Origin of the sequence: Erwinia psychrophila, from assembly GCF_039023475.1 — a bacterium.
Classification (GTDB): Bacteria; Pseudomonadota; Gammaproteobacteria; order Enterobacterales; family Enterobacteriaceae; genus Erwinia.
Map to the genome: position 1 here is coordinate 77330 of NZ_JBCHVB010000011.1, position 22731 is coordinate 100060.

Here is a 22731-nt window from a genome sequence, read left to right on the forward strand (position 1 = left end):
CTCTCTTTCGTTCGTCTGTTAACTGACCGACTGACCGTTTGTCGTCCGGGCGCGAGGACGGCGCACCAGCGCAACGCCGGCCCCCGTCAGGGCTCCGACGGCACCCCACATAATCATCAGAAACAGGCGACGAGGGCTGTCACGCTTCACCGGCTCTTCAGGCGTGCGCAGATAGCGCCAGGTCTGGAAGGTATCGACCAGCACAGGACCAACGTTCAGCGTGGCTAGCATGGCCTTATTCTGATCATAGTCCAGATCGTAAGCCGGCCCGGTCGCCTGGAGATTTTCCAGCCGCCCCTGAAGCAGAGGACGCCCTAACAGAAAAAGCTCAGAATCCGGCAGCTCTTCGGAAGGCGTGTCGGTCTTAGCCCGCTCAAGCCCCTGCTGCTGTGCGATTTTTAGCGCCTGCTGAATGCTGTTGATTTGCCGGTTATAGATAGCCCTGGCCACCGCTTCCTGCCTCTTCACCTGCGCCTTAAGCTGAATCGTCCGGGCAGCCCAGGCGCCCGTCAGCTCCTCATTAAGGTGAGTGGCGGCCCGCTGGTTAGCGAAGGCGATATAGCCCCGCAACAACGTATTCGCCTCTGGGGCGGTTTCCGCGACCAGTCTGACCGTATCGTTGAGGCTTCTTGCCGCGTCCGCAGGCTGAAACTGAATGTTGTCGATCAACTTCACCAGCAGTGCGGCATCTTCATGCGCATTGCCGCTCTTACGCTGCTTGTAGTAGTCGGTCTGCAGCCAGAAATCGCGCCGGGTATCGTAGGCGGAAAGCTGCATTACGAATTCCTGATAAGCTTCACTGGCGACGGAGGGTGGGGTATCTGCGGCGTCACTGGCCCGGGAGTCAAGATTGTTGAGGAACTGCTGCTGCGAATAGTAGCTGCTCAGCATATTCACAGTAGGACGATCGGTGACGGCGGTTGTGCTCCACTTAGGGGTAACCAGCAGGGACCAGATATATGCCAGCAGCGCAAATAACAGCGCTCCGCCCGCAATCCACATCTTTCCCCGCCAGAGGGTGCAGCAGAGCCCACGGATATCCAGTTCGTTATCGGCCACGTCAGGATGCGTCATACTTAATTTTCCTTGTTATCCAGTACTGAGGTCTTTCAGTCAGTGAAAGGCTTGTCGAGCTTAGTGTTCCGGCGCATACGGCGTTTCATTCTTTTAAGAAAACGCGCCACCCGCCATGCGCGTTTAATGCAGTAGCCATAAAGCATAAAGGCCAGCAGAAACAGCACCAGCATTATCCATTCAGGAATAAACGTCAGGTACTCGCCCAGTACGCCCACGGCAGCAAGGAGTGCGGCTGCGGCAGTGATCAGGGCAAAAGCCTGTCGGGAAGTGAATCCGGCCCGCATGATGAGATGGTGAATGTGCTGGCGGTCGGCTGAAAAGGGACTCATCCCTTTGCTGAGGCGACGATACATAATAGCCACCATATCCATCAGCGGTATGGCAATCAGCCAGAGCGCGGTGACAGGGGTAATAGGATGGTTCTGGCCCTGCGTGGCTTCAAGCAGGATCCAGATAATGGTAAAGCCGATCAGCGTACTGCCAGCATCGCCCATAAATACTTTATAGCGATGACCAAATACGCCCATGTTAAGCAGGATATAAGGCACGATGGCGGCGATCATCGCAAAGCACCATACGGCAAGGCTTTGCTGCCCATCGGTCAACAGGATAATCCCCATTGCCAGGAAGGTGACGCAGGAGAGCCCGCCCAGCAGACCATCAATGCCGTCGACCATATTGAAGGCGTTAATGGCGGCCCAGACGGCAAATAGCGTCAGCACATAGCCAAAGGGGCCAACGACCAGTTCCCAGGGGCCGAAAATATACCCCAGACTTAATAAATAAAGGTCGGCCGCCGCCATCATCACCACGGCCACGCCAGCCTGAACGGCGGCCCGGAGCTTGACGCTGATATCGAACCTGTCGTCCAGCGCGCCGACCAGCACCAGTGCGCCGGCACAGGCGATATAAAGCAGCGCGTGGGGAACGTAATAGTCGGTAATTGAAAACGTGAAGCAAATTCCGGCAAAGACAGAAATCCCGCCCACTAAAGGGATCACGCCCTGATGCCGCTTACGGTAATTTGGCTTATCCACTAAACCAATTTTCTTGGCTACCTTCCTGGCAAAGAATAGAAAAACCAGTGAAAACAGGAAAATAAACGCAAGCTCAGCACTCAAATTGAGTAAATTCACATTAACCAGCTCTCTGCTATGAATCCCGGTGTATTAAGGGCATACATTGTGCCAAACACGCCGACAAGATTCTGTTTTTTTTTAAGCAGGAAGAATACATCAGCGAAATTCCATCTTCTCCGCTCTGTATTCGTCAGCTATCTGACTTAACTCATGACGAATTATCGTATAACCCGAAAACGAAAAACGCCACGTCTGAACGTGGCGTTTTCCGGATTTCTCAAGTTAGCTGACGCAATAAACCGCTATCACTGGTATTGGCCCGCCACTCACCTGCGGCAGATAAAATGCCTCAGGAGCGTTTCATCATATCGAAGAACTCGTCGTTAGTTTTCGTCATCGCCAGCTTGTTGATGAGGAATTCCATCGCGTCAATCTCACCCATTGGATGGATAATTTTGCGCAGGATCCACATTTTTTGCAGCTCTTCAGAACTGGTAAGCAGCTCTTCTTTACGCGTACCGGAGCGATTGTAGTCGATAGCAGGGAATACGCGCTTCTCGGCGATTTTACGCGCGAGGTGCAGTTCCATGTTGCCGGTACCCTTGAACTCTTCGTAGATCACTTCGTCCATCTTCGAACCAGTATCCACCAGCGCAGTCGCGATAATGGTCAGGCTTCCGCCTTCCTCAACGTTACGCGCGGCACCGAAGAAGCGTTTTGGACGATGCAGGGCGTTGGCATCCACACCACCGGTTAACACTTTACCGGAAGCCGGTACAACGGTGTTGTAGGCACGCGCCAGACGGGTAATGGAGTCCAGCAGGATAATAACGTCTTTCTTATGCTCAACCAGACGCTTGGCTTTCTCGATCACCATTTCCGCAACCTGCACGTGACGGGATGCCGGCTCATCAAAGGTGGAAGCGATAACTTCACCCTTAACCAGACGCTGCATCTCGGTCACTTCTTCAGGACGCTCATCAATCAGCAGTACCATCAGTACGCAGTCCGGATGATTGTAGGCGATGCTGGTTGCGATGTTCTGCAGCAGCATGGTTTTACCCGCTTTTGGCGGCGCCACGATCAGGCCACGCTGGCCGCGACCGATTGGCGAAGCCAAATCCAGTACGCGCGCGGTCAGATCTTCGGTGGAACCATTACCACGCTCCATACGGAGGCGGGAGTTAGCATGCAGCGGCGTTAAGTTTTCAAACAGGATTTTGCTGCGGGCATTTTCCGGTTTGTCATAGTTAACTTCGTTAACCTTCAACAGGGCAAAGTAGCGCTCACCTTCTTTCGGCGGACGGATCTTGCCGGCGATGGTGTCACCTGTACGAAGGTTGAAACGGCGAATCTGGCTGGGGGAAACGTAGATGTCATCAGGACCGGCGAGGTATGAGCTGTCTCCAGAGCGGAGGAAACCAAAACCATCCTGCAATATCTCCAGTACGCCATCACCGAAGATATCCTCTCCACTTTTAGCATGCTGCTTAAGAATGGAGAAGATGATGTCCTGTTTGCGCATGCGCGCCAGGTTTTCCAGCCCCATGTTTTCGCCGAGTGTTATCAGGTCAGAAACCGGCGTATTTTTTAATTCGGTAAGATTCATAATGGTGGGTTCTTAAACTCGGGGTAAATCTCGAAATGATTGTCGTAAGTGGTATGGCGAAAAATCCATGCCTGTTAATGGCATTCTTGTCAGGGTCCGCTCGATGATCACGTGCAGGAAAACGCAGATCTGAGTCGTGGAGACGGTAAGGACAAGACGCCGGAAATGCTGATGAAAACTAACCGTCAGATTGCTGAACGTCTGTAAAATTCAGAGGAACACAGTGTTCAACAAGGAGTAAATCTAAGATTCAAACTACAGGTAAGTGCGTAGTGCAGTAAAAGTAAGTTAGCACGCATATTGCCGGGCGTCTAGCGGAGAGCTAAAAATTCGCCCTCCGCCGGACGCGGGCAGATAATCAGCCCAGGTTCGCGTTCAGAAACTCTTTGAGCTGGCCTTTAGAGAGGGCGCCCACTTTCGTCGCCGCTACTTCGCCGTTTTTAAACAGCAGCAGAGTAGGAATACCACGAATACCATACTTTGGCGCGGTGCCTGGGTTTTCGTCGATATTCAGTTTTGCGATTGTCAGCTTGCCGTCGTATTCTTCGGCAACTTCATCGAGAATGGGGGCGATCATTTTGCAAGGGCCGCACCACTCTGCCCAGAAGTCGACCAGCGTCAAACCTTCTGCTTTCAGTACGTCGGTTTCGAAGCTGTCATCGGTCAGGTGAACAATTTTATCGCTGCTCATGTCTTACTCCAAAAGATTATGCCTGGCTGGTTGGCGTAAAATCTGCCAACTTAGGTTGACTTTATTTCACCGGATACGCTTTCGTAAAGCAATAGTAAGCTGATATTCTACCACACTATGAGCAAAACACACTTAACCGAACAGAAGTTTTCCGACTTCGCCCTGCACCCTCAGGTCATTGAAACCCTTGAAACTAAAGGCTTTCATAACTGCACGCCTATTCAGGCGTTGGCATTGCCTTTCACGCTCTCCGGGCGTGATGTAGCGGGACAGGCGCAAACCGGTACCGGGAAAACGATGGCGTTTCTGACGTCAACGTTCCATCATCTTCTTTCTCAACCCGCGCCGGAGGGTCGTCAGGTTAATCAGCCGCGTGCGTTAATCCTGGCGCCAACGCGCGAACTGGCCGTGCAGATTCATGCCGATGCTGAACCGCTGGCGCAGGTCACTGGCCTTAAGCTCGGACTGGCTTACGGCGGCGATGGCTACGATAAACAGCTTAAAGTGCTGGAAAGCGGCGTCGATATTCTGATCGGCACCACGGGCCGTCTGATCGATTATGCCAAGCAGAATCACGTCAATCTCGGCGCGATTCAGGTTGTGGTGCTGGATGAGGCCGATCGTATGTTCGATCTCGGCTTTATCAAAGATATCCGCTGGCTGTTCCGCCGGATGCCTGCCGCCAGCCAGCGTCTGAATATGCTCTTCTCCGCCACGCTCTCCTTCCGCGTGCGCGAACTGGCGTTCGAAAACATGAACAATGCGGAATATGTAGAAGTCGAGCCGGAGCAGAAAACCGGACACCGTATTAAAGAAGAGCTTTTTTACCCTTCCAATGAAGAAAAAATGCGCCTTCTGCAAACGCTTCTGGAAGAAGAATGGCCTGACCGGGCGATTATCTTCGCTAACACGAAACACCGTTGTGAAGATATCTGGGGCCATCTGGCAGCCGATGGTCATCGCGTGGGTCTGCTGACCGGCGACGTGGCGCAGAAAAAACGCCTGCGGATTCTGGATGACTTTACCAAAGGCGATGTGGATATCCTGGTGGCGACCGATGTGGCCGCACGTGGTCTGCATATTCCTGCCGTCACCCACGTCTTCAACTATGACCTGCCTGACGATCGTGAAGATTACGTCCACCGGATCGGGCGTACTGGCCGCGCGGGCGCGAACGGACACTCCATCAGCCTTGCCTGTGAAGAGTACGCGCTTAACCTGCCTGCGATTGAAGAGTATATCGGGCACAGCATTCCCGTCAGCCGTTACAACAGCGATGCACTGATGACGGAACTGCCGCCGCCCAAACGCCTGACCCGCAACCGCTCCGGCAACGGCCCGCGTCGGGGTGGCAATAACAACCGTCGCAGCGGCGCACCGCGTAGTAACAACCGCAAACGTTCAGGTTAACGGCCATGCTGAGCGCATCATCACTTTATGCTGCGATCGATCTGGGATCGAACAGCTTTCATATGTTGGTGGTGCGTGAAGTGGCTGGTCATATCCAGACCGTTACGCGCATCAAGCGCAAAGTGCGCCTGGCCGCCGGGCTGGATGCGGAGAGCCGCCTCTCTGACGAGGCCCTTGAGCGGGGCTGGCAATGTCTGCGGCTGTTTGCAGAACAGTTACAGGATATTCCCCCCGATCAGATCCGCGTGGTGGCCACGGCGACGCTTCGTCTTGCCACTAACGCCGCTATTTTTCTGCAAAAAGCGCAGCAAATCCTCGGCTGTACGGTGAATGTCATCACCGGCGAAGAGGAGGCGCGCCTGATTTATCAGGGCGTGGCTCACACCACCGGCGGGGCTGATAAACGCCTGGTTGTGGATATTGGCGGTGGCAGCACTGAACTGGTCACGGGCAGCGGCTCGCAGACGACGCTGCTGTTCAGTCTTTCGATGGGCTGCGTAACCTGGCTGGAGCGCTATTTCGGCGACCGTCATCTGGGCAAAGCGAACTTTGAGCAGGCGGAACAGGCCGCCCGCGTCATGATCGCGCCTATCGCCGCTCAGCTTCGGACGCAAGGCTGGCAGGTTTGCGTCGGCGCGTCCGGCACCGTTCAGGCTTTGCAGGAAATCATGATGGCGCAGGGAATGGATGAGCGCATCACCCTGAGCAAGCTCATGCAGCTCAGGCAGCGGGCGATCCAGTGCGGCAAGCTGGAGGAGCTGGAAATTGAGGGGCTGACGCTGGAACGGGCGCTGGTTTTCCCGAGCGGACTGTCGATTCTCATTGCCATCTTTAACGAGCTGAATATCAGCAGCATGACGCTGGCCGGCGGCGCGCTGCGTGAGGGTCTGGTTTACGGCATGCTGCATTTGCCGGTCGACCGGGATATCCGCAGCCGCACGCTGCATAACATTCAGCGCCGCTTTACCATCGATTCCGAACAGGCGGAGCGGGTACGCCTGCTGGCAGAAAGCTTTATCCGGCAGGTCTCGCCGAACTGGAAACTGGATGAGCGATGTCGGGATCTGCTCGACAGCGCCTGTCAGATCCATGAAATCGGCCTCAGCATCGATTTCAAACAGGCTCCCCAGCATGCGGCCTATCTGATCCGCCATCTCGATTTACCCGGTTTTACCCCCGCCCAGAAAAAGCTGCTGGCCACGCTGCTGCAAAATCAGGGAAACAGCATCGATCTGGCGCTTCTCAGCCAGCAGAATGCGATCCCGCCCCGGCAGGCTGAGCGTCTCTGTCGTCTGCTCCGGCTGGCGATCGTTTTTGCCAGTCGCCGCCGCGATGATACCTTGCCGGCGGTACGGCTTCACGCGGATGAAGACTGCCTGACCGTTACGCTCCCGGCTGGCTGGCTGGATGCGCATCCACTGAGGGCCGAGCTGCTGGAACAGGAGTGCCACTGGCAAAGTTACGTACACTGGCCGATGGCGATTCGCTGATGTAAAAAGGGGCCTTACAGGCCCCTTTTTACGGTCATACTGGCAATTCAGCCTGCGCCATTCTTCGCTTTTTCAAGCATCGCCTTCAGGCTGGCCACGCGGCTTTGTCCCGTCTGCATGCGCTGCTCAGGGCTGACCACTTTACGCTCGGTTTCCCAGTTCAGATCGTCCTGCGGCAGCTCCAGCAGGAAGCGGCTCGGTTCAGGCCGGATCAGCTCACCGTACTGACGGCGCTCGCGGCAAAGCGTAAAGGTCAGCTCTTTCTGCGCGCGCGTGATGCCAACGTAGGCGAGACGGCGCTCTTCCTCGACGTTGTTTTCATCAATACTGCTCTGGTGCGGGAGCAGCCCCTCTTCCATACCGACCAGGAAAACATAAGGGAACTCCAGCCCCTTCGAAGCGTGCAGCGTCATTAGCTGAACCTGATCGGACTCTTCGTCACTTTCGCCGCGCTCCATCATGTCACGCAGCGTAAATCGGGTGACGACCTGGGTTAAGGTCATCGGCTCATCAATATCGCTGCCTTCCAGCATTTCACTCATCCACTGAAAGAGCGTATTGACGTTTTTCATCCGCATTTCGGCCGCTTTCGGGCTGGCCGAGGTTTCAAACAGCCAGCTTTCGTAATCTATCCCGCGAATCAGATCCCGCACCGCAGTGACCGGTTCCCGCTCGGCAAGCTGGGCGATCTCCTGCAGCCAGAAAGTGAAGCGCTGAAGAGATTCCAGTCCCCTTCCGGTCAGCGTCTGCCCCAGGCCCATATCAAAACTGGCGCTGAACAGGCTTTTATTACGCTGCATCGCCCACTCACCCAGCTTCTGTAGCGTGGCCGGCCCGATTTCACGTTTTGGCGTATTGACGATGCGCATAAAGGCGCTGTCATCGTTGGCATTAGTCAGCACGCGCAGATAGGCCAGCAGATCTTTGATTTCCGGACGTGAGAAAAAGGAGGTACCGCCGGAAATCCGGTAAGGAATACGGTTCTGCATCAGCATCTTTTCAAAAACCCGTGACTGATGGTTACCGCGATACAGGATCGCATAATCTTTGTACTGGGTTTTATTGATAAAGTGATGCGCTATCAACTCGCCTGTAACGCGCTCCGCCTCATGATCTTCATGATTCGCCGTCACTACTTTCAGTTCCGCACCGTAGCCCAGCTCAGAGAATAACCGCTTTTCAAAAACGTGAGGGTTATTGGCAATCAGGATGTTTGCCGCTTTCAGAATGCGTTCTGAGGAGCGGTAATTCTGCTCCAGCTTGATCACCTGCAGCGCCGGAAAATCTTCCTGCAGCAGGACAAGGTTCTGTGGCCGGGCGCCACGCCAGGAGTAGATGGACTGATCGTCATCGCCCACCACGGTAAAGCGTGCCCGGGCACCAACCAGCAATTTTACCAGCTCGTACTGGCTGGTGTTGGTGTCCTGATACTCATCCACCAGCAGATAACGAATACGCTGCTGCCAGCGTTCCAGCACCGTCTCGTTACGCTGAAAGAGCAGCGTCGGCAGCAGGATAAGGTCATCAAAGTCGAGCACGTTGCAGGCTTTAAGATGTCTGTCATAAAGCGCATAGCAGTGGGCAAAAATCCTGTCACGCTCAGATTTCACCGAGGCTGCCGCCCGTGAAGGATCCATCAGATCGTTTTTCCAGTTGCCGATCGTGGCGATCAGCTGCTGGAGCAGGGTTTTATCATTTTCCAGCCACTCTTCCGTCAGCTCTTTCAGCAGCGCCAGCTGATCCTGATCGTCGAACAGAGAGAAGTTGGATTTCATTCCCAGCGCGGCATACTCGCGCTTGATAATTTCCAGGCCCAGCGTATGGAAAGTGGAGATCATCAGGCCGCGCGCTTCTTTGCGGCCCAGCGTCTGCGCCACGCGCTCCTTCATCTCGCGCGATGCCTTGTTGGTAAAGGTTACCGCTGCGATATGCTTCGCCTGATAGCCGCACTCACGGATCAGGTGAGCAATTTTATTGGTGATGACGCGCGTTTTGCCCGAGCCCGCACCGGCCAGTACCAGACAAGGGCCGGTAACAAATTCGACAGCATGCTGCTGACCTGGATTAAGACGCATAGGGAAATTGCCCGAAGAAAATAACAGAGGTGAAATTACAGCGTGGTAGTATAGCCAGCAGCATCCATACGACTCAAGGTACGATCATGGCAAAAACCGCGGCAGCAATGCATATCCTTGTTAAAGAAGAAAAACTGGCTCAGGATCTTTTGGCTCAGCTGGAAGAAGGTGCCGATTTCGAGAAACTGGCGAAAAAGCACTCCACCTGTCCTTCAGGTAAGAAAGGTGGGCATCTGGGCGAGTTCAAGAAAGGCGCCATGGTGCCGGCATTTGATAAAGTGGTGTTTTCCTGCCCGCTTCTGGTGCCTTACGGCCCGCTGCACACCCAGTTTGGTTTCCATATCATCAAAGTACTGTACCGTAACTGATTGACCTCGAACTGCTATTCCGGCCCTCTTTTGGGAGCGGCCGGATTTCCTGTCTGAGCCGTGTTTATTGCCCACCCGCAGATCTTCCCTGCCGCTTCCCAACGTCAAACCCTTCTGACTAACCCCTTCAGCGTGACCATTGGTGATTCAGAGCGTTATTTCACATTCTAAAACGCAGAGCGATTGAAGCCGTATTTTGTTCATGCGCAGGGCTGGCTGCTGGAAAAGTGGCTGGAGGAGGAGGCAGAAAGCAGGCAAAAAAAAGCCCGGCGCAAATGGCCAGGCTTGTCTGAACTATATGATTAACCTGCGACGGCGATACGCTTCATATCGGTCATATAGCCACGCAGTTTGCGACCAACGGATTCAATCGGATGGTTGCGAATCGCTTCGTTCACATCACGCAGCTGTGCATTATCCACCGCCGCTGAAGCCGCCTCCGCTTTACCCAGATCGCCCGGTTGCAGCGTGGTCATAAACTCTTTCAGCAGCGGTACGGCCGCATAAGAGAACAGATAGTTGCCGTATTCTGCAGTATCAGAGATAACCACATTCATCTCATACAGGCGCTTACGGGCAATGGTGTTGGCGATCAGCGGCAGCTCATGCAGGGATTCGTAATAGGCTGACTCTTCAATGATGCCCGCAGCCACCATGGTTTCAAACGCCAGCTCAACGCCCGCTTTCACCATGGCAATCATCACCACGCCTTCATCGAAGTAATCCTGCTCGGCAATTTTACCTTCAAACTGCGGTGCCGTTTCGAAAGCCGTTTTACCGGTCTCTTCACGCCAGCCCAGCAGATTTTTATCGTCGTTGGCCCAGTCAGCCATCATGCCGGAAGAGAATTCGCCCGAGATGATGTCATCCATATGCTTCTGGAACAGCGGCGCCATGATAGTTTTCAGCTGCCCGGAGAGCGCATACGCACGAACCTTCGCCGGGTTAGAGAGGCGATCCATCATCAGGGTAATACCGCCCTGCTTCAGCGCCTCGGTCACGGTTTCCCAGCCAAACTGGATCAGTTTCTCAGCGTAAGCCGGCTCGGTCCCTTCCGCCACCAGCTTGTCGAAGCAGAGCAGAGAACCTGCCTGCAACATGCCGCACAGGATAGTCTGCTCGCCCATCAGGTCAGATTTCACTTCGGCAACGAAGGAGGATTCCAGCACGCCGGCACGGTGACCGCCGGTGGCCGCCGCCCAGGCTTTGGCAATGGCCATACCTTCGCCTTTCGGATCGTTTTCCGGGTGTACCGCAATCAGCGTCGGCACGCCGAAACCACGTTTGTACTCTTCACGGACTTCCGTACCCGGGCATTTTGGTGCAACCATGACCACGGTGATATCTTTACGAACCTGCTCGCCCACTTCAACGATGTTAAAGCCGTGAGAGTAACCCAGCGCTGCGCCCTCTTTCATCAGCGGCTGAACGGCCTGAACAACGGCGCTGTGCTGCTTGTCTGGCGTCAGGTTAACAACCAGATCGGCCTGCGGGATCAGTTCTTCATAGGTGCCGACTTTGAAGCCGTTTTCAGTCGCTTTGCGCCATGACGCACGTTTTTCCGCAATAGCTTCTTCACGCAGAGCATAGGCGATATCCAGTCCGGAATCGCGCATGTTAAGGCCCTGGTTCAGACCCTGAGCGCCACAGCCAACAATAACGACTTTCTTCCCTTTCAGGTAGCTCGCTTCATCAGCAAATTCGTCACGCGCCATAAAACGACATTTGCCTAACTGCGCTAACTGGTTGCGCAGGTTCAACGTGTTGAAATAGTTAGCCATGGGTACTCCGTATAGGGTTATCTGGGTCTTTTAATAAGATGAGAAAGCAGCGCTCTGCTTGCCCTCAATAATCCTTATCATATGACAGGAAATGCATTGCTTAAATTGATATATTAACAACGTGACATTGCAAGAACTGCAACGTAAAAATGAGGCCGCCATCGCATGGATCTCCGTGACCTGAAACTGTTCCTTCATCTGGCGGAAAGCCGCCACTTTGGCCGCAGCGCAAGGGCGATGCACGTCAGCCCTTCCACGTTGTCACGTCAGATACAGCGGCTTGAAGAGGACCTTGGCCAGGCGCTGTTCCTGCGGGACAACCGCACGGTTACCCTGACTGACGCTGGCGAGCAGCTGCGTCAGTTTGCCCAGCACACGCTTTTGCAATATCAGCATCTGCTCCATTCCATCGGGCAGAATGGCCCGTCGCTAAGCGGGGAGCTTCGCCTTTTCTGCTCAGTCACTGCGGCTTACAGTCATTTACCGCCGATTCTGGATCGCTTTCGCGCTGAGCATCCTCTTGTGGAAATTAAGCTGACAACCGGCGATGCCGCAGACGCCGTGGAAAAAGTGCAAAGCACAGAGGCGGATATTGCGATTGCCGGACGCCCGGAAACGCTGCCGGCCAGTATCGGTTTTACGCCAATTGGGCTGATCCCGCTAGTGTTGATTGCCCCAGCGCTACCCTGTCCGGTGCGCACGCAGGCGACAGAAGCAGAGCCGGACTGGGCTGAGATCCCGTTTATTCTGCCCGACCAGGGCCCCGCCAGGCAGCGCATCGATTTGTGGTTCCGCCGCCGCCGTATTCCTAATCCGTTGATTTACGCGACGGTCGCCGGTCACGAAGCGATTGTCTCCATGGTAGCGCTGGGATGCGGCATTGCGCTGCTGCCTGACGTTGTGCTGGAGAACAGCCCGGAATCGGTGAGGAATCGTATTCTTGAACTGGATAATGTGGAGATGGTCGCGCCGTTCGAACTGGGCGTTTGCGTACAAAAAAAGCGGCTCAGTGAGCCGCTTATTGATGCGTTCTGGACATTAATGTAGCTAGCCGGCCAGAAAGAAACTGAAGGCCGGGTTACTGCTTTCATCGTGAAAATCATAGCCCAGCTCGGTAAGGTGCGCTTCGAACTGGGGTTCGCTGTCGCTCAGCTCAAACCCGGCCAGCACCCGACCATAGTCGGTCCCGTGGCTGCGATAATGGAACAGGGAAATGTTCCAGTGCGTGCCGAGGGTTTGCAGGAAGCGCAGCAGCGCGCCAGGTGATTCCGGAAACTCAAAGCTGAACAGACGTTCGCGCAGCGGTTTTGAAGGACGACCGCCGACCATATAGCGCACGTGCAGCTTGGCCATTTCATCATCAGAGAGATCGACGACCTTATAGCCGCCTTCGCCCAGCTGCTGAAGAATTTCGCTGCGCTCTTCCCGCCCACGCGTCAGCCGGACGCCCACAAAAATGCAGGCGTTATCGGCATTCGCATAGCGGTAATTGAACTCGGTGACGGAACGGCCCCCCAGCAGCTGGCAAAACGTCAGGAAGCTGCCCTTCTGCTCCGGGATCGTCACGGCGAGCAGGGCTTCGCGCTGCTCGCCCAGCTCACAGCGTTCCGAGACATAACGTAGACCGTGAAAGTTTACGTTCGCGCCGGACAGCACGTGCGCCAGACGTTCTCCCTTAACCTGATGCTGCTGGATATACTTCTTCATCCCGGCCAGCGCCAGCGCGCCTGATGGCTCAGCCACCGCCCGGACATCCTCAAACAGATCTTTCATCGCGGCGCAGATAGCATCGCTGTCTACGGTGATGATGTCATCGAGATATTCCTTACACAAACGGAAGGTTTCGTTGCCGATGCGTTTTACCGCCACGCCTTCAGCAAAGCCGCCGACGCGGGGCAGATCGACAGGATGGCCCGCTTCCAGCGCCGCCTTCAGACAGGCAGAGTCATCCGCCTCCACGGCGATCACCTTAATTTGCGGCATCAGTTGCTTAATCAGCACCGCCACGCCAGCCGCAAGGCCGCCACCGCCTACCGGCACAAATACCCGGTCAATATGCGCATCCTGCTGTAAAAGCTCCATCGCCAGCGTTCCCTGGCCGGCTATCACCATCGGATGATCGAACGGTGGTACAAAGGTGTAGCCCTGCTGCCCCGCCAGTTCGATCGCCTTCGCCTTCGCTTCGTCAAAATTGGCGCCAAACAGATAAGCCTCACCGCCAAACGCCCGCACCGCATCCACCTTGATATCGGCGGTAGTCACCGGCATCACGATCAGCGATTTAATGCCCAGTCGCGTTGCCGACAGCGCCACGCCCTGCGCGTGATTTCCCGCAGAGGCGGTAATCACTCCCCGGGCCTTCTGCTCCTCGTTAAGAGTGGCGATCATTGCGTAGGCACCGCGCAGCTTGAAGCTGTGTACCGGCTGTCGATCTTCACGCTTGACCAGAATAGTGTTGCCCAGACGGGAAGAGATCTTCTCCATCTTCTGCAACGGCGTGACCTGCGCCACTTCATACACTGGCGCACGCAGCACCGCGCGAAGATACTCAGCGCCGCACGGTTCGTCAGATAGCGGTTGAGACTCAGCCATAATTGTTAGCCTCCCAGCTTGCTCTTGTCGCGAACGGCGCCTTTATCTGCGCTGGTCGCCAGTAAGGCATAAGCACGCAGGGCAAAGGAGACTTCACGCTCACGACTGTGCGGCGTGTAGGCCGCCTCACCGCGCGCTTCTTCCTCTTCACGACGGGCGTGCAGCTCATTGGCCGGCACATCCACCTTGATGCCGCGGTTAGGAATATCGATATCAATCATGTCGCCATCTTTCACCAGCGCAATGGTGCCGCCGCTGGCAGCTTCGGGTGAAGCATGGCCGATTGAGAGGCCAGAGGTACCGCCAGAGAAGCGCCCATCGGTGATTAATGCGCAGCTTTTTCCGAGCCCCATTGATTTCAGGTAGGTGGTCGGATAGAGCATTTCCTGCATTCCCGGACCGCCTTTCGGGCCTTCGTAGCGGATCACCACAACATCGCCCGCCACGACTTTACCGCCCAGAATCGCCGCCACGGCGTCATCCTGACTTTCGTAAACTTTTGCCGGACCGCGGAAGATATGACTCTCTTTTTCCACGCCAGCCGTTTTGACGATACAGCCATCCTCTGCGAGATTACCGTAAAGCACCGCCAGACCGCCGTCCTGACTGAAGGCGAATTCGCGCGTACGGATACAGCCTTCCTGACGATCGTCATCCAGCGTATCCCAGCGGCAGTCCTGCGAGAACGCCTGAGTGGTACGGATACCCGCCGGTCCCGCGCGGAACATTTTTTTCACTTCTTCGTCTTTGGTCAGCATGATGTCGTACTGATCCAGCGTCTCCTGAAGCGTCAGGCCCAGTACGTTACGGACGTCCTGATTCATCAGACCAGCCCGGCTCAGCTCGCCAAGGATACCGAATACGCCGCCAGCGCGGTGAACATCTTCCATGTGATATTTCGGCGTACTTGGCGCCACTTTACACAGGTGCGGCACTTTACGTGACAGGCGATCGATGTCAGACATATTGAAATCGATGTCGCCTTCCAGCGCAGCGGCCAGCAGGTGCAGAACGGTATTCGTGGAGCCGCCCATTGCGATATCCAGCGTCATGGCGTTTTCAAACGCCGCTTTACTGGCGATATGACGCGGCAGCGCGCTTTCGTCATCCTGCTGATAGTAGCGATTGGCCAGCTCCACAATGCGCTTACCGGCATTCAGGAACAGCGCTTTACGGTCCGCGTGCGTCGCCAGCAGCGAGCCGTTGCCCGGCTGAGACAGGCCCAGCGCTTCGGTCAGGCAGTTCATTGAGTTAGCGGTAAACATACCGGAGCAGGAACCGCAGGTTGGACAGGCTGAGCGTTCAATCTGTTCGCTATCGGCGTCGCTGACGTTCGGGTTCGCGCCCTGGATCATTGCATCGACGAGATCCAGCTTAATGATTTTGTCGGAGAGCTTGGTTTTACCGGCTTCCATCGGGCCGCCGGAAACGAAGATCACCGGAATATTCAGACGCAGTGACGCCATCAGCATTCCCGGCGTGATTTTGTCGCAGTTAGAGATACAGACCATGGCGTCAGCACAGTGCGCATTCACCATGTACTCGACGGAGTCTGCAATTAGCTCACGCGACGGCAGGGAGTAAAGCATGCCGCCATGTCCCATCGCGATCCCATCATCCACCGCGATGGTATTGAACTCTTTGGCCACGCCGCCGGAAGCTTCAATCTGCTCAGCAACCAGTTTCCCCATATCGCGCAGGTGAACGTGCCCCGGCACGAACTGGGTAAATGAGTTAACTACCGCAATGATAGGCTTACCGAAATCGCCATCGGTCATTCCGGTTGCGCGCCACAGGGCACGGGCACCGGCCATATTGCGGCCATGAGTGGTGGTGGCGGAACGTAACTTAGGCATGCTTATACTCCAGAATCAGGTAGTGCGCGGACGTCTTTTGACGCCCGCTCATGTAATTATTACGGGTTAACCGAATCCAGCCAGCCCCATTTGTCTTCCGTTTCGCCCGTGAACAGGCCGAAGAAGGCTGCCTGAATGCGGGCCGTCACCGGACCGCGCTTGCCTTCACCCACCTGGATACCGTCAACGCTGCGTACCGGCGTGATTTCAGCCGCGGTACCGGACATAAAGATTTCGTCAGCCAGGTAGAGAGATTCACGTGACAGCACCTGCTCGCGAACTTCAATCCCAAGATCTTTTGCTAACTTGATGATCGCGTCACGCGTAATGCCCGGCAGCGCAGAAGAAGTGAACGGCGGCGTAAACAGAATGCCCTCTTTCACTTCGAACAGGTTCTCACCGGCACCTTCAGAGACATAGCCCTGAGTATCGAGCGCGATACCTTCCTGATAGCCGTGGCGACGCGCTTCGCTGCCTACCAGCAGAGAAGAAAGATAGTTACCGCCAGCTTTTGCGGCTGTTGGGATGGTGTTAGGGGCCACACGGTTCCAGGAGGAAACCATAGCATCAATCCCCTGCTCCAGCGCTTCCGGGCCCAGGTAAGCGCCCCATGGGAAGGCGGCGATAATCACATCAGTGCTGAAGCCTTCCGGCGGGTTAACACCCAGACCGACGTCACCAACGAACACCAGCGGACGAATATAAGCGCTTTTCAGTTTATTGACGCGAAGCACTTCCCGGCAGGCTTCCATCAGTTCATCAACGCTCTGAGTAACTGGAAAACGGTAAATTTTGGCAGAGTCGTGCAGACGCTGCATATGTTCACGATGGCGGAAGACTACCGGGCCCTTGTGCGAGTCGTAGCAGCGGACGCCTTCAAAGACGGACGTACCGTAATGCAGAGCGTGGGACATGACGCTAACTTTTGCATCTTCCCACTTAACCATCTCGCCATTGAACCAGATAAAGTCAGCTTTCTTCGTCATTCTTGTTTCCTTTCGCGCTCAGGCGCGGATTTGTTGTGTTGTCTGTTGTTGAACCTGGACGCATGCAACATCCATTAGCTTGCTTAACTGCGTTGACAGTAAATCGACAGAGCGCGGGCTGGCAATGGTCATTTCAATATTAATATTGTCAGAGTTAGTCACCGACGCCATATTCATCGCGGAAATCTGGAAACCCCGGTGGCGCACGACGCGCAGAATGCGCTCCAGTATTTCCGGTCGGAAGCGGGCTTCGATAGACAATTGATGCTGCATCATGAGGTTTTCTCCATCATATTTTCGTTGCTGGCACCGGGCGGCACCAGTGGCCAGACGTTCTCATGTTCGTCAATGGCGACGTGGAGCATGTACGGCCCTTCACTCTGCAGCAAAGCGTCTAATGCGGCGTCGACCTGGTCTTTACGGGTGATACGCTGCCCCGGAATATCGAAGGCGCTGGCAAGCGTGAGAAAGTCAGGGTTGTCAGACAAATTGGTTTCGCTATAGCGCTCGGAAAAAAACAGCTGCTGCCACTGGCGAACCATACCTAAACGCTGGTTGTCCATTAGCACGATTTTCACCGGCAGTTTTTTCCGTTTGATCGTGCCCAGCTCCTGCACGTTCATCATGAAGGAGCCATCGCCAGATACGCAGATAACCGTATCTTCGGGGCGGGCAACCTGTGCACCTACCGCAGCCGGCAGACCGAAACCCATGGTTCCCAGGCCGCTGGAAGTGATGAAATTCTCCGGGCGGGTAAATGACATATGCTGAGCGGCCCACATCTGATGCTGGCCCACATCGGTAGTCACCACCGCGCTGTCAGGTTTACGCAGCGAAAGCTGCTTCAGGAACAGAGGCGCAAAGATGGCCTCTCCTGGATGATCGTAGCGCCAGCCGTGTCCGGCTTTCAGCGCCTGAACGTGTTCACGCCATGCTTCTATTTCCACTGGATGGTAGAGATCAGGCAACATTTTGTTGAGATTGCCACGCAGTGCAACATGTGCGGCACGCAGTTTATTCAGCTCAGCGGGATCGATATCCATATGAATTACGCTGGCATGAGGAGCAAAGGTATTCAGCTTGCCGGTTACGCGGTCATCGAAGCGTGCGCCAACGGCAATCAGCAAATCACACTGCTGAACGGCAAAGTTGGCGGCCTTTGTCCCGTGCATACCTAACATGCCCAGATAACAGGAATCTTCAGCATCCGGCGTCCCCAGTCCTTTCAGCGTGGCAACCACAGGAATGCCGGTCTCTCTGGCAAATGCCCGTAGCGCGTCCACGGCACCCGCCATACCCACGCCGCCGCCCACATACAATACTGGCTTTTTCGCCGACGCCAACATGGCTCGTGCTTCCTGTAATGCCTGAGCAGGATGCTCTTCTTCGTCAACAACAGGCAGTAAATGCGTGGTCAGATCGCCGCTGGCTAACTGGATGTCTTTTGGAATATCAATCAGAACGGGTCCGGGGCGGCCAGAGGTCGCAATGGCAAAGGCTTCAGCCATAATCTCGGGCAATTCATCAAGCGATGTCACCATAAAGCTATGTTTTGTACAGGCCAGCGACAGGCCGAGGACATCAATCTCCTGAAAAGCATCGGTGCCGATGAACGCGGAGGAAACCTGACCGGTGATCGCCACAACAGGAACTGAATCCATCATCGCGTCCGCAAGGCCGGTAATGAGATTGGTCGCACCGGGCCCCGAAGTGGCGATACAGACGCCAACTTTTCCAGTAGAGCGGGCATAGCCGATCGCTGCCATGGCTGCACCCTGCTCATGACGGCACAGTAGGTGATCCACGCCGCCATCATAGAGCGCATCATAGACCGGCATAATCGCACCACCGGGATAGCCGAAAACTGTTCCGACACCCTGCGCACGCAACGCTTGAACCACCCACTGAGCACCATTCATAGTTATTTCCCCGCCTCTTGTCGGAAGCAACAGCATTTTATTCTACTGCTCATCTTCTGCCTCACCGTCATTGATGGCCTGCCAAAAAAAAACCCCCGGACCTTTCGGTGCGGGGGTTCTTTCGAAATCAGGCTTGATTTTTAAGCCTTTCTTCCTCCGAGCGTAGCCCCGCACGGCGTGATAATAATCACGACGACGCTAATGACGACCAGGCTTAGGACTCGTAGAAGGGCTTTCATTTGGATTCAGTAATTTCGCTTGTTCGAAGTAATGCCTACAGAGTTATCACAGTTAGCGCACAAACTTCAACTTTTTTCATCACTTTATTTTATGGCCTGGCAAGTTTCCTCCAGGAAAAACCTCAGTAATCAACGGATAAAGCCAATACTGAAAAATATTCATAACGAACATGGTGCAACGACTTATTTATCTCCGGGCGCGATTTTTCTGAGGGTGCACAAAATTATTTTTGCAAACTTGTCACATAACCCGAATCGCTTGCGAGCTTGTGCTGAAAACATAACGTTGCTTCTGGCCTGCTAATCGCCTTGTGTACAAACTGGACGAAAACAAGGAGTGTTTATGTCTTTATCCGTCGTCTGTACACGCGCTGCTATTGGGATTAAAGCCCCCCTCGTTTCGGTTGAGGTCCATCTCAGCAACGGCCTGCCTGCCCTCTCACTGGTAGGTTTACCCGAAACAACGGTAAAAGAAGCCAGGGAGCGGGTGCGAAGCGCAATCATTAATTGTGGTTTTACTTTCCCGGCGAAGCGCATGACGGTCAATCTGGCACCCGCCGACCTGCCTAAAGAGGGAGGACGCTATGACCTCCCCATCGCTGTCGCCATTCTGGCCGCCTCTGAGCAAATACCCTCAGCTAAACTGGATCAGTATGAATTCCTGGGAGAGTTAGCACTGACAGGCGCATTACGTGGCGTAGAGGGCGTTATCCCGGCCGCAATGGCTGCAATTGCGGCACATCGTCAACCGGTTCTGCCTCGAGACAATATTCAGGAGGCCGGACTGATTAAAGAGGGTAGCTGTCTTGTCGGCAAACATTTGCTGGAGGTATGTGCTTTTCTGCATGGACAATCCCAGTTAGCGATTGCGCGGTATGAGCTAGCGCCCATGATCCAGAAACAACAGGATTTAAAAGATATTATTGGGCAGAAGCAGGCCAAAAGAGCGTTAGAAATTACCGCCGCAGGTGGACATAATCTGCTGCTTATCGGTCCGCCCGGCACGGGTAAAACGATGCTGGCTACGCGGCTGAGCGGGCTGCTCCCTCCTTTAAGCGAACGTGAGGCGCTGGAGAGCGCTGCAATCGCCAGCCTGCTCAGCACCAGCGAGATGGCGCAACAGTGGCGTCAGAGGCCGTTCCGGACGCCTCATCACACTTCATCACGCTACGCGTTGGTTGGCGGCGGCACGCTGCCGAAGCCGGGTGAGATTTCACTCGCTCATAATGGCGTATTATTTCTTGATGAGCTGCCTGAATTTGAGCGTAAAACGCTGGATGCGCTGAGAGAGCCGCTTGAATCAGGAGAGATCACTATTTCACGCGCTCGCGCCAAAGTTACCTTCCCTGCCCGCTTTCAGCTGATCGCGGCAATGAATCCCAGCCCTACCGGTCACTATAGCGGCCCGCATAACCGGTGTACGCCGCAGCAGACGTTGCGCTATCTCAGCAAGCTCTCAGGCCCTTTCCTGGACCGCTTCGACCTTTCGCTGGAAGTCCCGCTCCTGCCGTCAGGCACGCTGAGCGGCAAAGAGCCCGCTGGCGAAGGGAGTGAGAGCGTGCGTCAGAGAGTTCATGCCGCCCGTGAACGCCAGCTAAAACGATCCGGAAAAATTAACGCGCAGCTGGAGCCTCAGGATATGCGGCGTGTTTGCGCAATCACGGAGGAGGATGCGACGTGGCTGGAAGAGGTTCTGAATCAGTTAGGCCTTTCCGTACGTGCCTGGCAGCGCATTCTGAAAGTGGCACGGACGATAGCTGATTTGGCGGGGGATAAACAGGTGATGCGGACACATCTCAATGAAGCTCTGAGCTACAGAGGCATCGATCGCTTACTCATCCATCTGCATAAAAGCCTTGAATAAAAAAAGGGCCTTACGGCCCTTTCTCTTAATCGTCGCTATCCGAATAGTCTTCCACACCTTCCATCTGCGGCTTACCGCCGGATAAGGTATGAAAACGCTTGGGACGTTTGATACGCGTCATATACTTTGACCAGACCCGTTCAGCTTCAGTTTGTGGTTCGCGAATACCGCGACATACCTCAATGAACAGGCGCTCTTCTTCCGTCACAGGCTCACGCTTTGCCAGATCCAACTCGTTAAAAGCGTAACCATAACGCTCAAGCAGTTGGGCTTCTTTGATGGTGAAATCACCGTGACGGGAAAACCCGCGAGGATAATGTTTATTATCAAAAAAACGATTCGTTGTTGCGAAGCTTTCCGCCATTTTACACGCTCCTGACTCTTTGATGGCCGTGCTATTTATGGCGCGGAGTATTAGATACGCTTGACAGAGTGTAAAACAAAACATTTAAATCATAACGACAAATGTTTTTTTGGAGATGGATGTGGATACGGAATTACTTAAAACCTTTCTTGAAGTGAGCAGAACCCGCCACTTTGGACGTGCCGCTGAAGCGCTCTATCTCACGCAGTCAGCCGTCAGCTTTCGTATCAGGCAGCTTGAAACCCAGCTGGGCGTTAACCTGTTTACCCGCCACCGTAACAATATCCGGCTTACCTCAGCCGGAGAGCGGCTGCTTCCTTATGCCGAAAGCCTGATGAGCACCTGGATGATGGCGAAAAAGGAAGTATCGCATACGCAGCAGCACCATGAGCTCTCTATCGGGGCGAGTGCCTCACTCTGGGAGGCCTATCTCACGCCCTGGCTACAGACGCTTTATGAGAACCGTGAAAGCCTGCATCTTGAAGCAAGGGTTGCGCAGCGCCATCTGCTGGTAAAGCAGCTGCATGAGCGCCAGCTGGATTTATTGATTACCACTGAAGCGCCAAAAATGGATGAACTCACCAGCCAGCAAATCGGTCATGTATCACTGACGCTGTGCAGGTCACGAAAGTCGGACAGGCGTGAAAAGTATGATTACATTAAGCTGGAATGGGGGGCAGACTTTCATCAGCATGAAAGCTATCTGGCGGGGGCGGATGATGTGCCCGTCTTGACCACTACATCGGCGCATCTGACGCGGCAGTTGTTGCACACAACCGGTGCCTGCGCATTTTTACCAGACGGCTGGCACAGCGAATACCCCGATTTGACCGTTATTCCGGATACGCCTGTTGTCGTCAGGCCTATGTATGCTGTCTGGCTGCAAAACAGCGATCAGCAAGCTTATATCCGTCAGTTACTTAAGTTCCCGGTAAATACGCCGTAATTGTTCTGTCACAGAGATGGCCGGGAAACTGGCCTGGTTTATTTGAGATGTTCTGAATAAAAAGCGGGGGAGAATAGTTTTTCTGAAGGCAAAAAAAATCCTTTGCCTGAGCAAAGGATTATTCTTAAATGGCAGGGGCGGAGAGACTCGAACTCCCAACACCCGGTTTTGGAGACCGGTGCTCTACCAATTGAACTACGCCCCTAAAAGGGTGGCGGAACGGACGGGGCTCGAACCCGCGACCCCCTGCGTGACAGGCAGGTATTCTAACCAACTGAACTACCGCTCCACCGATTCTGTACTGAACTCAGAATGTTGCTTCTGATATCAGGTATTTCGCCCTTTCCACGTCACTGGAAGGTCATGACCAGATAACTGGTCTAAA

The 22731-nt window shown here is 54.6% G+C and carries 19 protein-coding genes and 2 tRNA genes; 6 read left to right on the plus strand and 15 right to left on the minus strand.

What is annotated here, in order from left to right; translation table 11 throughout:
• Positions 1–18: 18 nt before the first annotated feature.
• The 4 genes from wzzE to trxA all read right to left on the minus strand — a co-directional run bounded on the left by wzzE (position 19) and on the right by trxA (position 4456).
• Positions 19–1074 carry an ECA polysaccharide chain length modulation protein gene (gene wzzE / locus AAH446_RS19200; protein ID WP_342908282.1) on the minus strand — a complete coding sequence of 352 codons (1056 nt, stop codon included), beginning with the start codon at positions 1072–1074 and terminating at the stop codon, positions 19–21.
• 35 nt (positions 1075–1109) lie between these two features.
• Positions 1110–2213, minus strand: coding sequence for a UDP-N-acetylglucosamine--undecaprenyl-phosphate N-acetylglucosaminephosphotransferase (wecA, locus tag AAH446_RS19205; RefSeq protein ID WP_342908283.1), 1104 nt, complete (start codon positions 2211–2213; stop codon positions 1110–1112).
• A gap of 292 nt (positions 2214–2505) precedes the next feature.
• The gene (gene rho, locus AAH446_RS19210; protein WP_342908284.1) at positions 2506–3765 is read right to left on the minus strand and encodes a transcription termination factor Rho; all 1260 of its coding nucleotides are present in this window, start codon (positions 3763–3765) and stop codon (positions 2506–2508) included.
• Positions 3766–4123: 358 nt separating this feature from the next.
• Complete coding sequence (gene trxA / locus AAH446_RS19215; protein WP_024966119.1) at positions 4124–4456, minus strand: thioredoxin TrxA; 333 nt, start codon at positions 4454–4456, stop codon at positions 4124–4126.
• A 117-nt stretch (positions 4457–4573) separates the two neighbouring features.
• Here trxA and rhlB point away from each other — a divergent pair, with 117 nt between their 5' ends.
• Both rhlB and gppA read left to right on the plus strand, forming a co-directional pair.
• Positions 4574–5866, plus strand: a complete 1293-nt coding sequence (gene rhlB / locus AAH446_RS19220) for an ATP-dependent RNA helicase RhlB (protein ID WP_342908285.1) — start codon at positions 4574–4576, stop codon at positions 5864–5866.
• Positions 5867–5871: 5 nt separating this feature from the next.
• Positions 5872–7356 carry a guanosine-5'-triphosphate,3'-diphosphate diphosphatase gene (gene gppA / locus AAH446_RS19225; protein WP_342908286.1) on the plus strand — a complete coding sequence of 495 codons (1485 nt, stop codon included), beginning with the start codon at positions 5872–5874 and terminating at the stop codon, positions 7354–7356.
• Between the two features lie 47 nt (positions 7357–7403).
• Here gppA and rep read toward each other — a convergent pair whose 3' ends face one another.
• Positions 7404–9431 (minus strand): DNA helicase Rep, encoded by a 2028-nt coding sequence (rep, locus tag AAH446_RS19230; protein WP_342908287.1) that lies wholly within the window; start codon positions 9429–9431, stop codon positions 7404–7406.
• Positions 9432–9517: 86 nt separating this feature from the next.
• Between rep and ppiC the strand changes: the two genes are divergently transcribed.
• Positions 9518–9799 carry a peptidylprolyl isomerase PpiC gene (ppiC, locus tag AAH446_RS19235; RefSeq protein ID WP_342908297.1) on the plus strand — a complete coding sequence of 94 codons (282 nt, stop codon included), beginning with the start codon at positions 9518–9520 and terminating at the stop codon, positions 9797–9799.
• Between the two features lie 302 nt (positions 9800–10101).
• Here the strand turns inward: ppiC and ilvC are convergent, their stop codons facing one another.
• On the minus strand, positions 10102–11580 hold the full coding sequence (ilvC, locus tag AAH446_RS19240) for a ketol-acid reductoisomerase (protein ID WP_342908288.1): 1479 nt from the start codon (positions 11578–11580) through the stop codon (positions 10102–10104).
• 165 nt (positions 11581–11745) lie between these two features.
• Between ilvC and ilvY the strand changes: the two genes are divergently transcribed.
• Positions 11746–12627 (plus strand): HTH-type transcriptional activator IlvY, encoded by an 882-nt coding sequence (gene ilvY / locus AAH446_RS19245; protein ID WP_342908289.1) that lies wholly within the window; start codon positions 11746–11748, stop codon positions 12625–12627.
• Here ilvY and ilvA read toward each other — a convergent pair whose 3' ends face one another.
• The 6 genes from ilvA to ilvL form a co-directional block, all read right to left on the minus strand.
• Entirely contained in the window at positions 12628–14175 is a 1548-nt protein-coding gene (gene ilvA / locus AAH446_RS19250; RefSeq protein ID WP_342908298.1) for a threonine ammonia-lyase, biosynthetic, read from the minus strand. It lies immediately after the preceding gene.
• 2 nt (positions 14176–14177) lie between these two features.
• Positions 14178–16028: a dihydroxy-acid dehydratase gene (gene ilvD, locus AAH446_RS19255; protein ID WP_342908290.1), complete on the minus strand. Its 1851-nt coding sequence runs from the start codon at positions 16026–16028 to the stop codon at positions 14178–14180.
• 59 nt (positions 16029–16087) lie between these two features.
• Positions 16088–17014, minus strand: coding sequence for a branched-chain amino acid transaminase (locus tag AAH446_RS19260; RefSeq protein WP_342908291.1), 927 nt, complete (start codon positions 17012–17014; stop codon positions 16088–16090).
• Positions 17015–17032: 18 nt separating this feature from the next.
• The gene (ilvM, locus tag AAH446_RS19265) at positions 17033–17290 is read right to left on the minus strand and encodes an acetolactate synthase 2 small subunit (protein WP_342908292.1); all 258 of its coding nucleotides are present in this window, start codon (positions 17288–17290) and stop codon (positions 17033–17035) included.
• Entirely contained in the window at positions 17287–18933 is a 1647-nt protein-coding gene (ilvG, locus tag AAH446_RS19270) for an acetolactate synthase 2 catalytic subunit (protein ID WP_342908293.1), read from the minus strand. Before ilvG ends, ilvM begins: the two co-directional genes overlap by 4 nt.
• A gap of 140 nt (positions 18934–19073) precedes the next feature.
• Positions 19074–19172 (minus strand): ilv operon leader peptide, encoded by a 99-nt coding sequence (ilvL, locus tag AAH446_RS19275; RefSeq protein ID WP_158784305.1) that lies wholly within the window; start codon positions 19170–19172, stop codon positions 19074–19076.
• A gap of 343 nt (positions 19173–19515) precedes the next feature.
• Here ilvL and AAH446_RS19280 point away from each other — a divergent pair, with 343 nt between their 5' ends.
• The gene (locus tag AAH446_RS19280) at positions 19516–21036 is read left to right on the plus strand and encodes a YifB family Mg chelatase-like AAA ATPase (RefSeq protein ID WP_342908294.1); all 1521 of its coding nucleotides are present in this window, start codon (positions 19516–19518) and stop codon (positions 21034–21036) included.
• Between the two features lie 25 nt (positions 21037–21061).
• On the opposite strand, the gene AAH446_RS19285 is transcribed toward AAH446_RS19280, so the two are convergent.
• On the minus strand, positions 21062–21400 hold the full coding sequence (locus AAH446_RS19285; RefSeq protein WP_342908295.1) for a MaoP family protein: 339 nt from the start codon (positions 21398–21400) through the stop codon (positions 21062–21064).
• A 121-nt stretch (positions 21401–21521) separates the two neighbouring features.
• Here AAH446_RS19285 and hdfR point away from each other — a divergent pair, with 121 nt between their 5' ends.
• Complete coding sequence (hdfR, locus tag AAH446_RS19290) at positions 21522–22346, plus strand: HTH-type transcriptional regulator HdfR (RefSeq protein WP_342908296.1); 825 nt, start codon at positions 21522–21524, stop codon at positions 22344–22346.
• Between the two features lie 129 nt (positions 22347–22475).
• Here hdfR and AAH446_RS19295 read toward each other — a convergent pair.
• Positions 22476–22551: transfer RNA gene (locus tag AAH446_RS19295), tRNA-Trp, on the minus strand.
• A gap of 7 nt (positions 22552–22558) precedes the next feature.
• A tRNA-Asp gene (locus AAH446_RS19300) sits at positions 22559–22635 on the minus strand.
• Positions 22636–22731 lie beyond the last annotated feature (96 nt).

Excerpts from the sequence above, each read along its gene's own strand:
- gppA (WP_342908286.1), top strand. The coding sequence starts at position 5,872 with ATGCTGAGCGCATCATCACTTTATGCTGCGATCGATCTGGGATCGAAC.
- trxA (WP_024966119.1), bottom strand. The coding sequence starts at position 4,456 with ATGAGCAGCGATAAAATTGTTCACCTGACCGATGACAGCTTCGAAACC.
- ilvG (WP_342908293.1), bottom strand. The coding sequence starts at position 18,933 with ATGAATGGTGCTCAGTGGGTGGTTCAAGCGTTGCGTGCGCAGGGTGTC.
- AAH446_RS19285 (WP_342908295.1), bottom strand. The coding sequence starts at position 21,400 with ATGGCGGAAAGCTTCGCAACAACGAATCGTTTTTTTGATAATAAACAT.
- ppiC (WP_342908297.1), top strand. The coding sequence starts at position 9,518 with ATGGCAAAAACCGCGGCAGCAATGCATATCCTTGTTAAAGAAGAAAAA.
- ilvY (WP_342908289.1), top strand. The coding sequence starts at position 11,746 with ATGGATCTCCGTGACCTGAAACTGTTCCTTCATCTGGCGGAAAGCCGC.
- rhlB (WP_342908285.1), top strand. The coding sequence starts at position 4,574 with ATGAGCAAAACACACTTAACCGAACAGAAGTTTTCCGACTTCGCCCTG.
- wzzE (WP_342908282.1), bottom strand. The coding sequence starts at position 1,074 with ATGACGCATCCTGACGTGGCCGATAACGAACTGGATATCCGTGGGCTC.
- ilvC (WP_342908288.1), bottom strand. The coding sequence starts at position 11,580 with ATGGCTAACTATTTCAACACGTTGAACCTGCGCAACCAGTTAGCGCAG.
- AAH446_RS19260 (WP_342908291.1), bottom strand. The coding sequence starts at position 17,014 with ATGACGAAGAAAGCTGACTTTATCTGGTTCAATGGCGAGATGGTTAAG.
- ilvD (WP_342908290.1), bottom strand. The coding sequence starts at position 16,028 with ATGCCTAAGTTACGTTCCGCCACCACCACTCATGGCCGCAATATGGCC.
- rho (WP_342908284.1), bottom strand. The coding sequence starts at position 3,765 with ATGAATCTTACCGAATTAAAAAATACGCCGGTTTCTGACCTGATAACA.
- rep (WP_342908287.1), bottom strand. The coding sequence starts at position 9,431 with ATGCGTCTTAATCCAGGTCAGCAGCATGCTGTCGAATTTGTTACCGGC.
- ilvL (WP_158784305.1), bottom strand. The coding sequence starts at position 19,172 with ATGAAAGCCCTTCTACGAGTCCTAAGCCTGGTCGTCATTAGCGTCGTC.
- ilvM (WP_342908292.1), bottom strand. The coding sequence starts at position 17,290 with ATGATGCAGCATCAATTGTCTATCGAAGCCCGCTTCCGACCGGAAATA.
- AAH446_RS19280 (WP_342908294.1), top strand. The coding sequence starts at position 19,516 with ATGTCTTTATCCGTCGTCTGTACACGCGCTGCTATTGGGATTAAAGCC.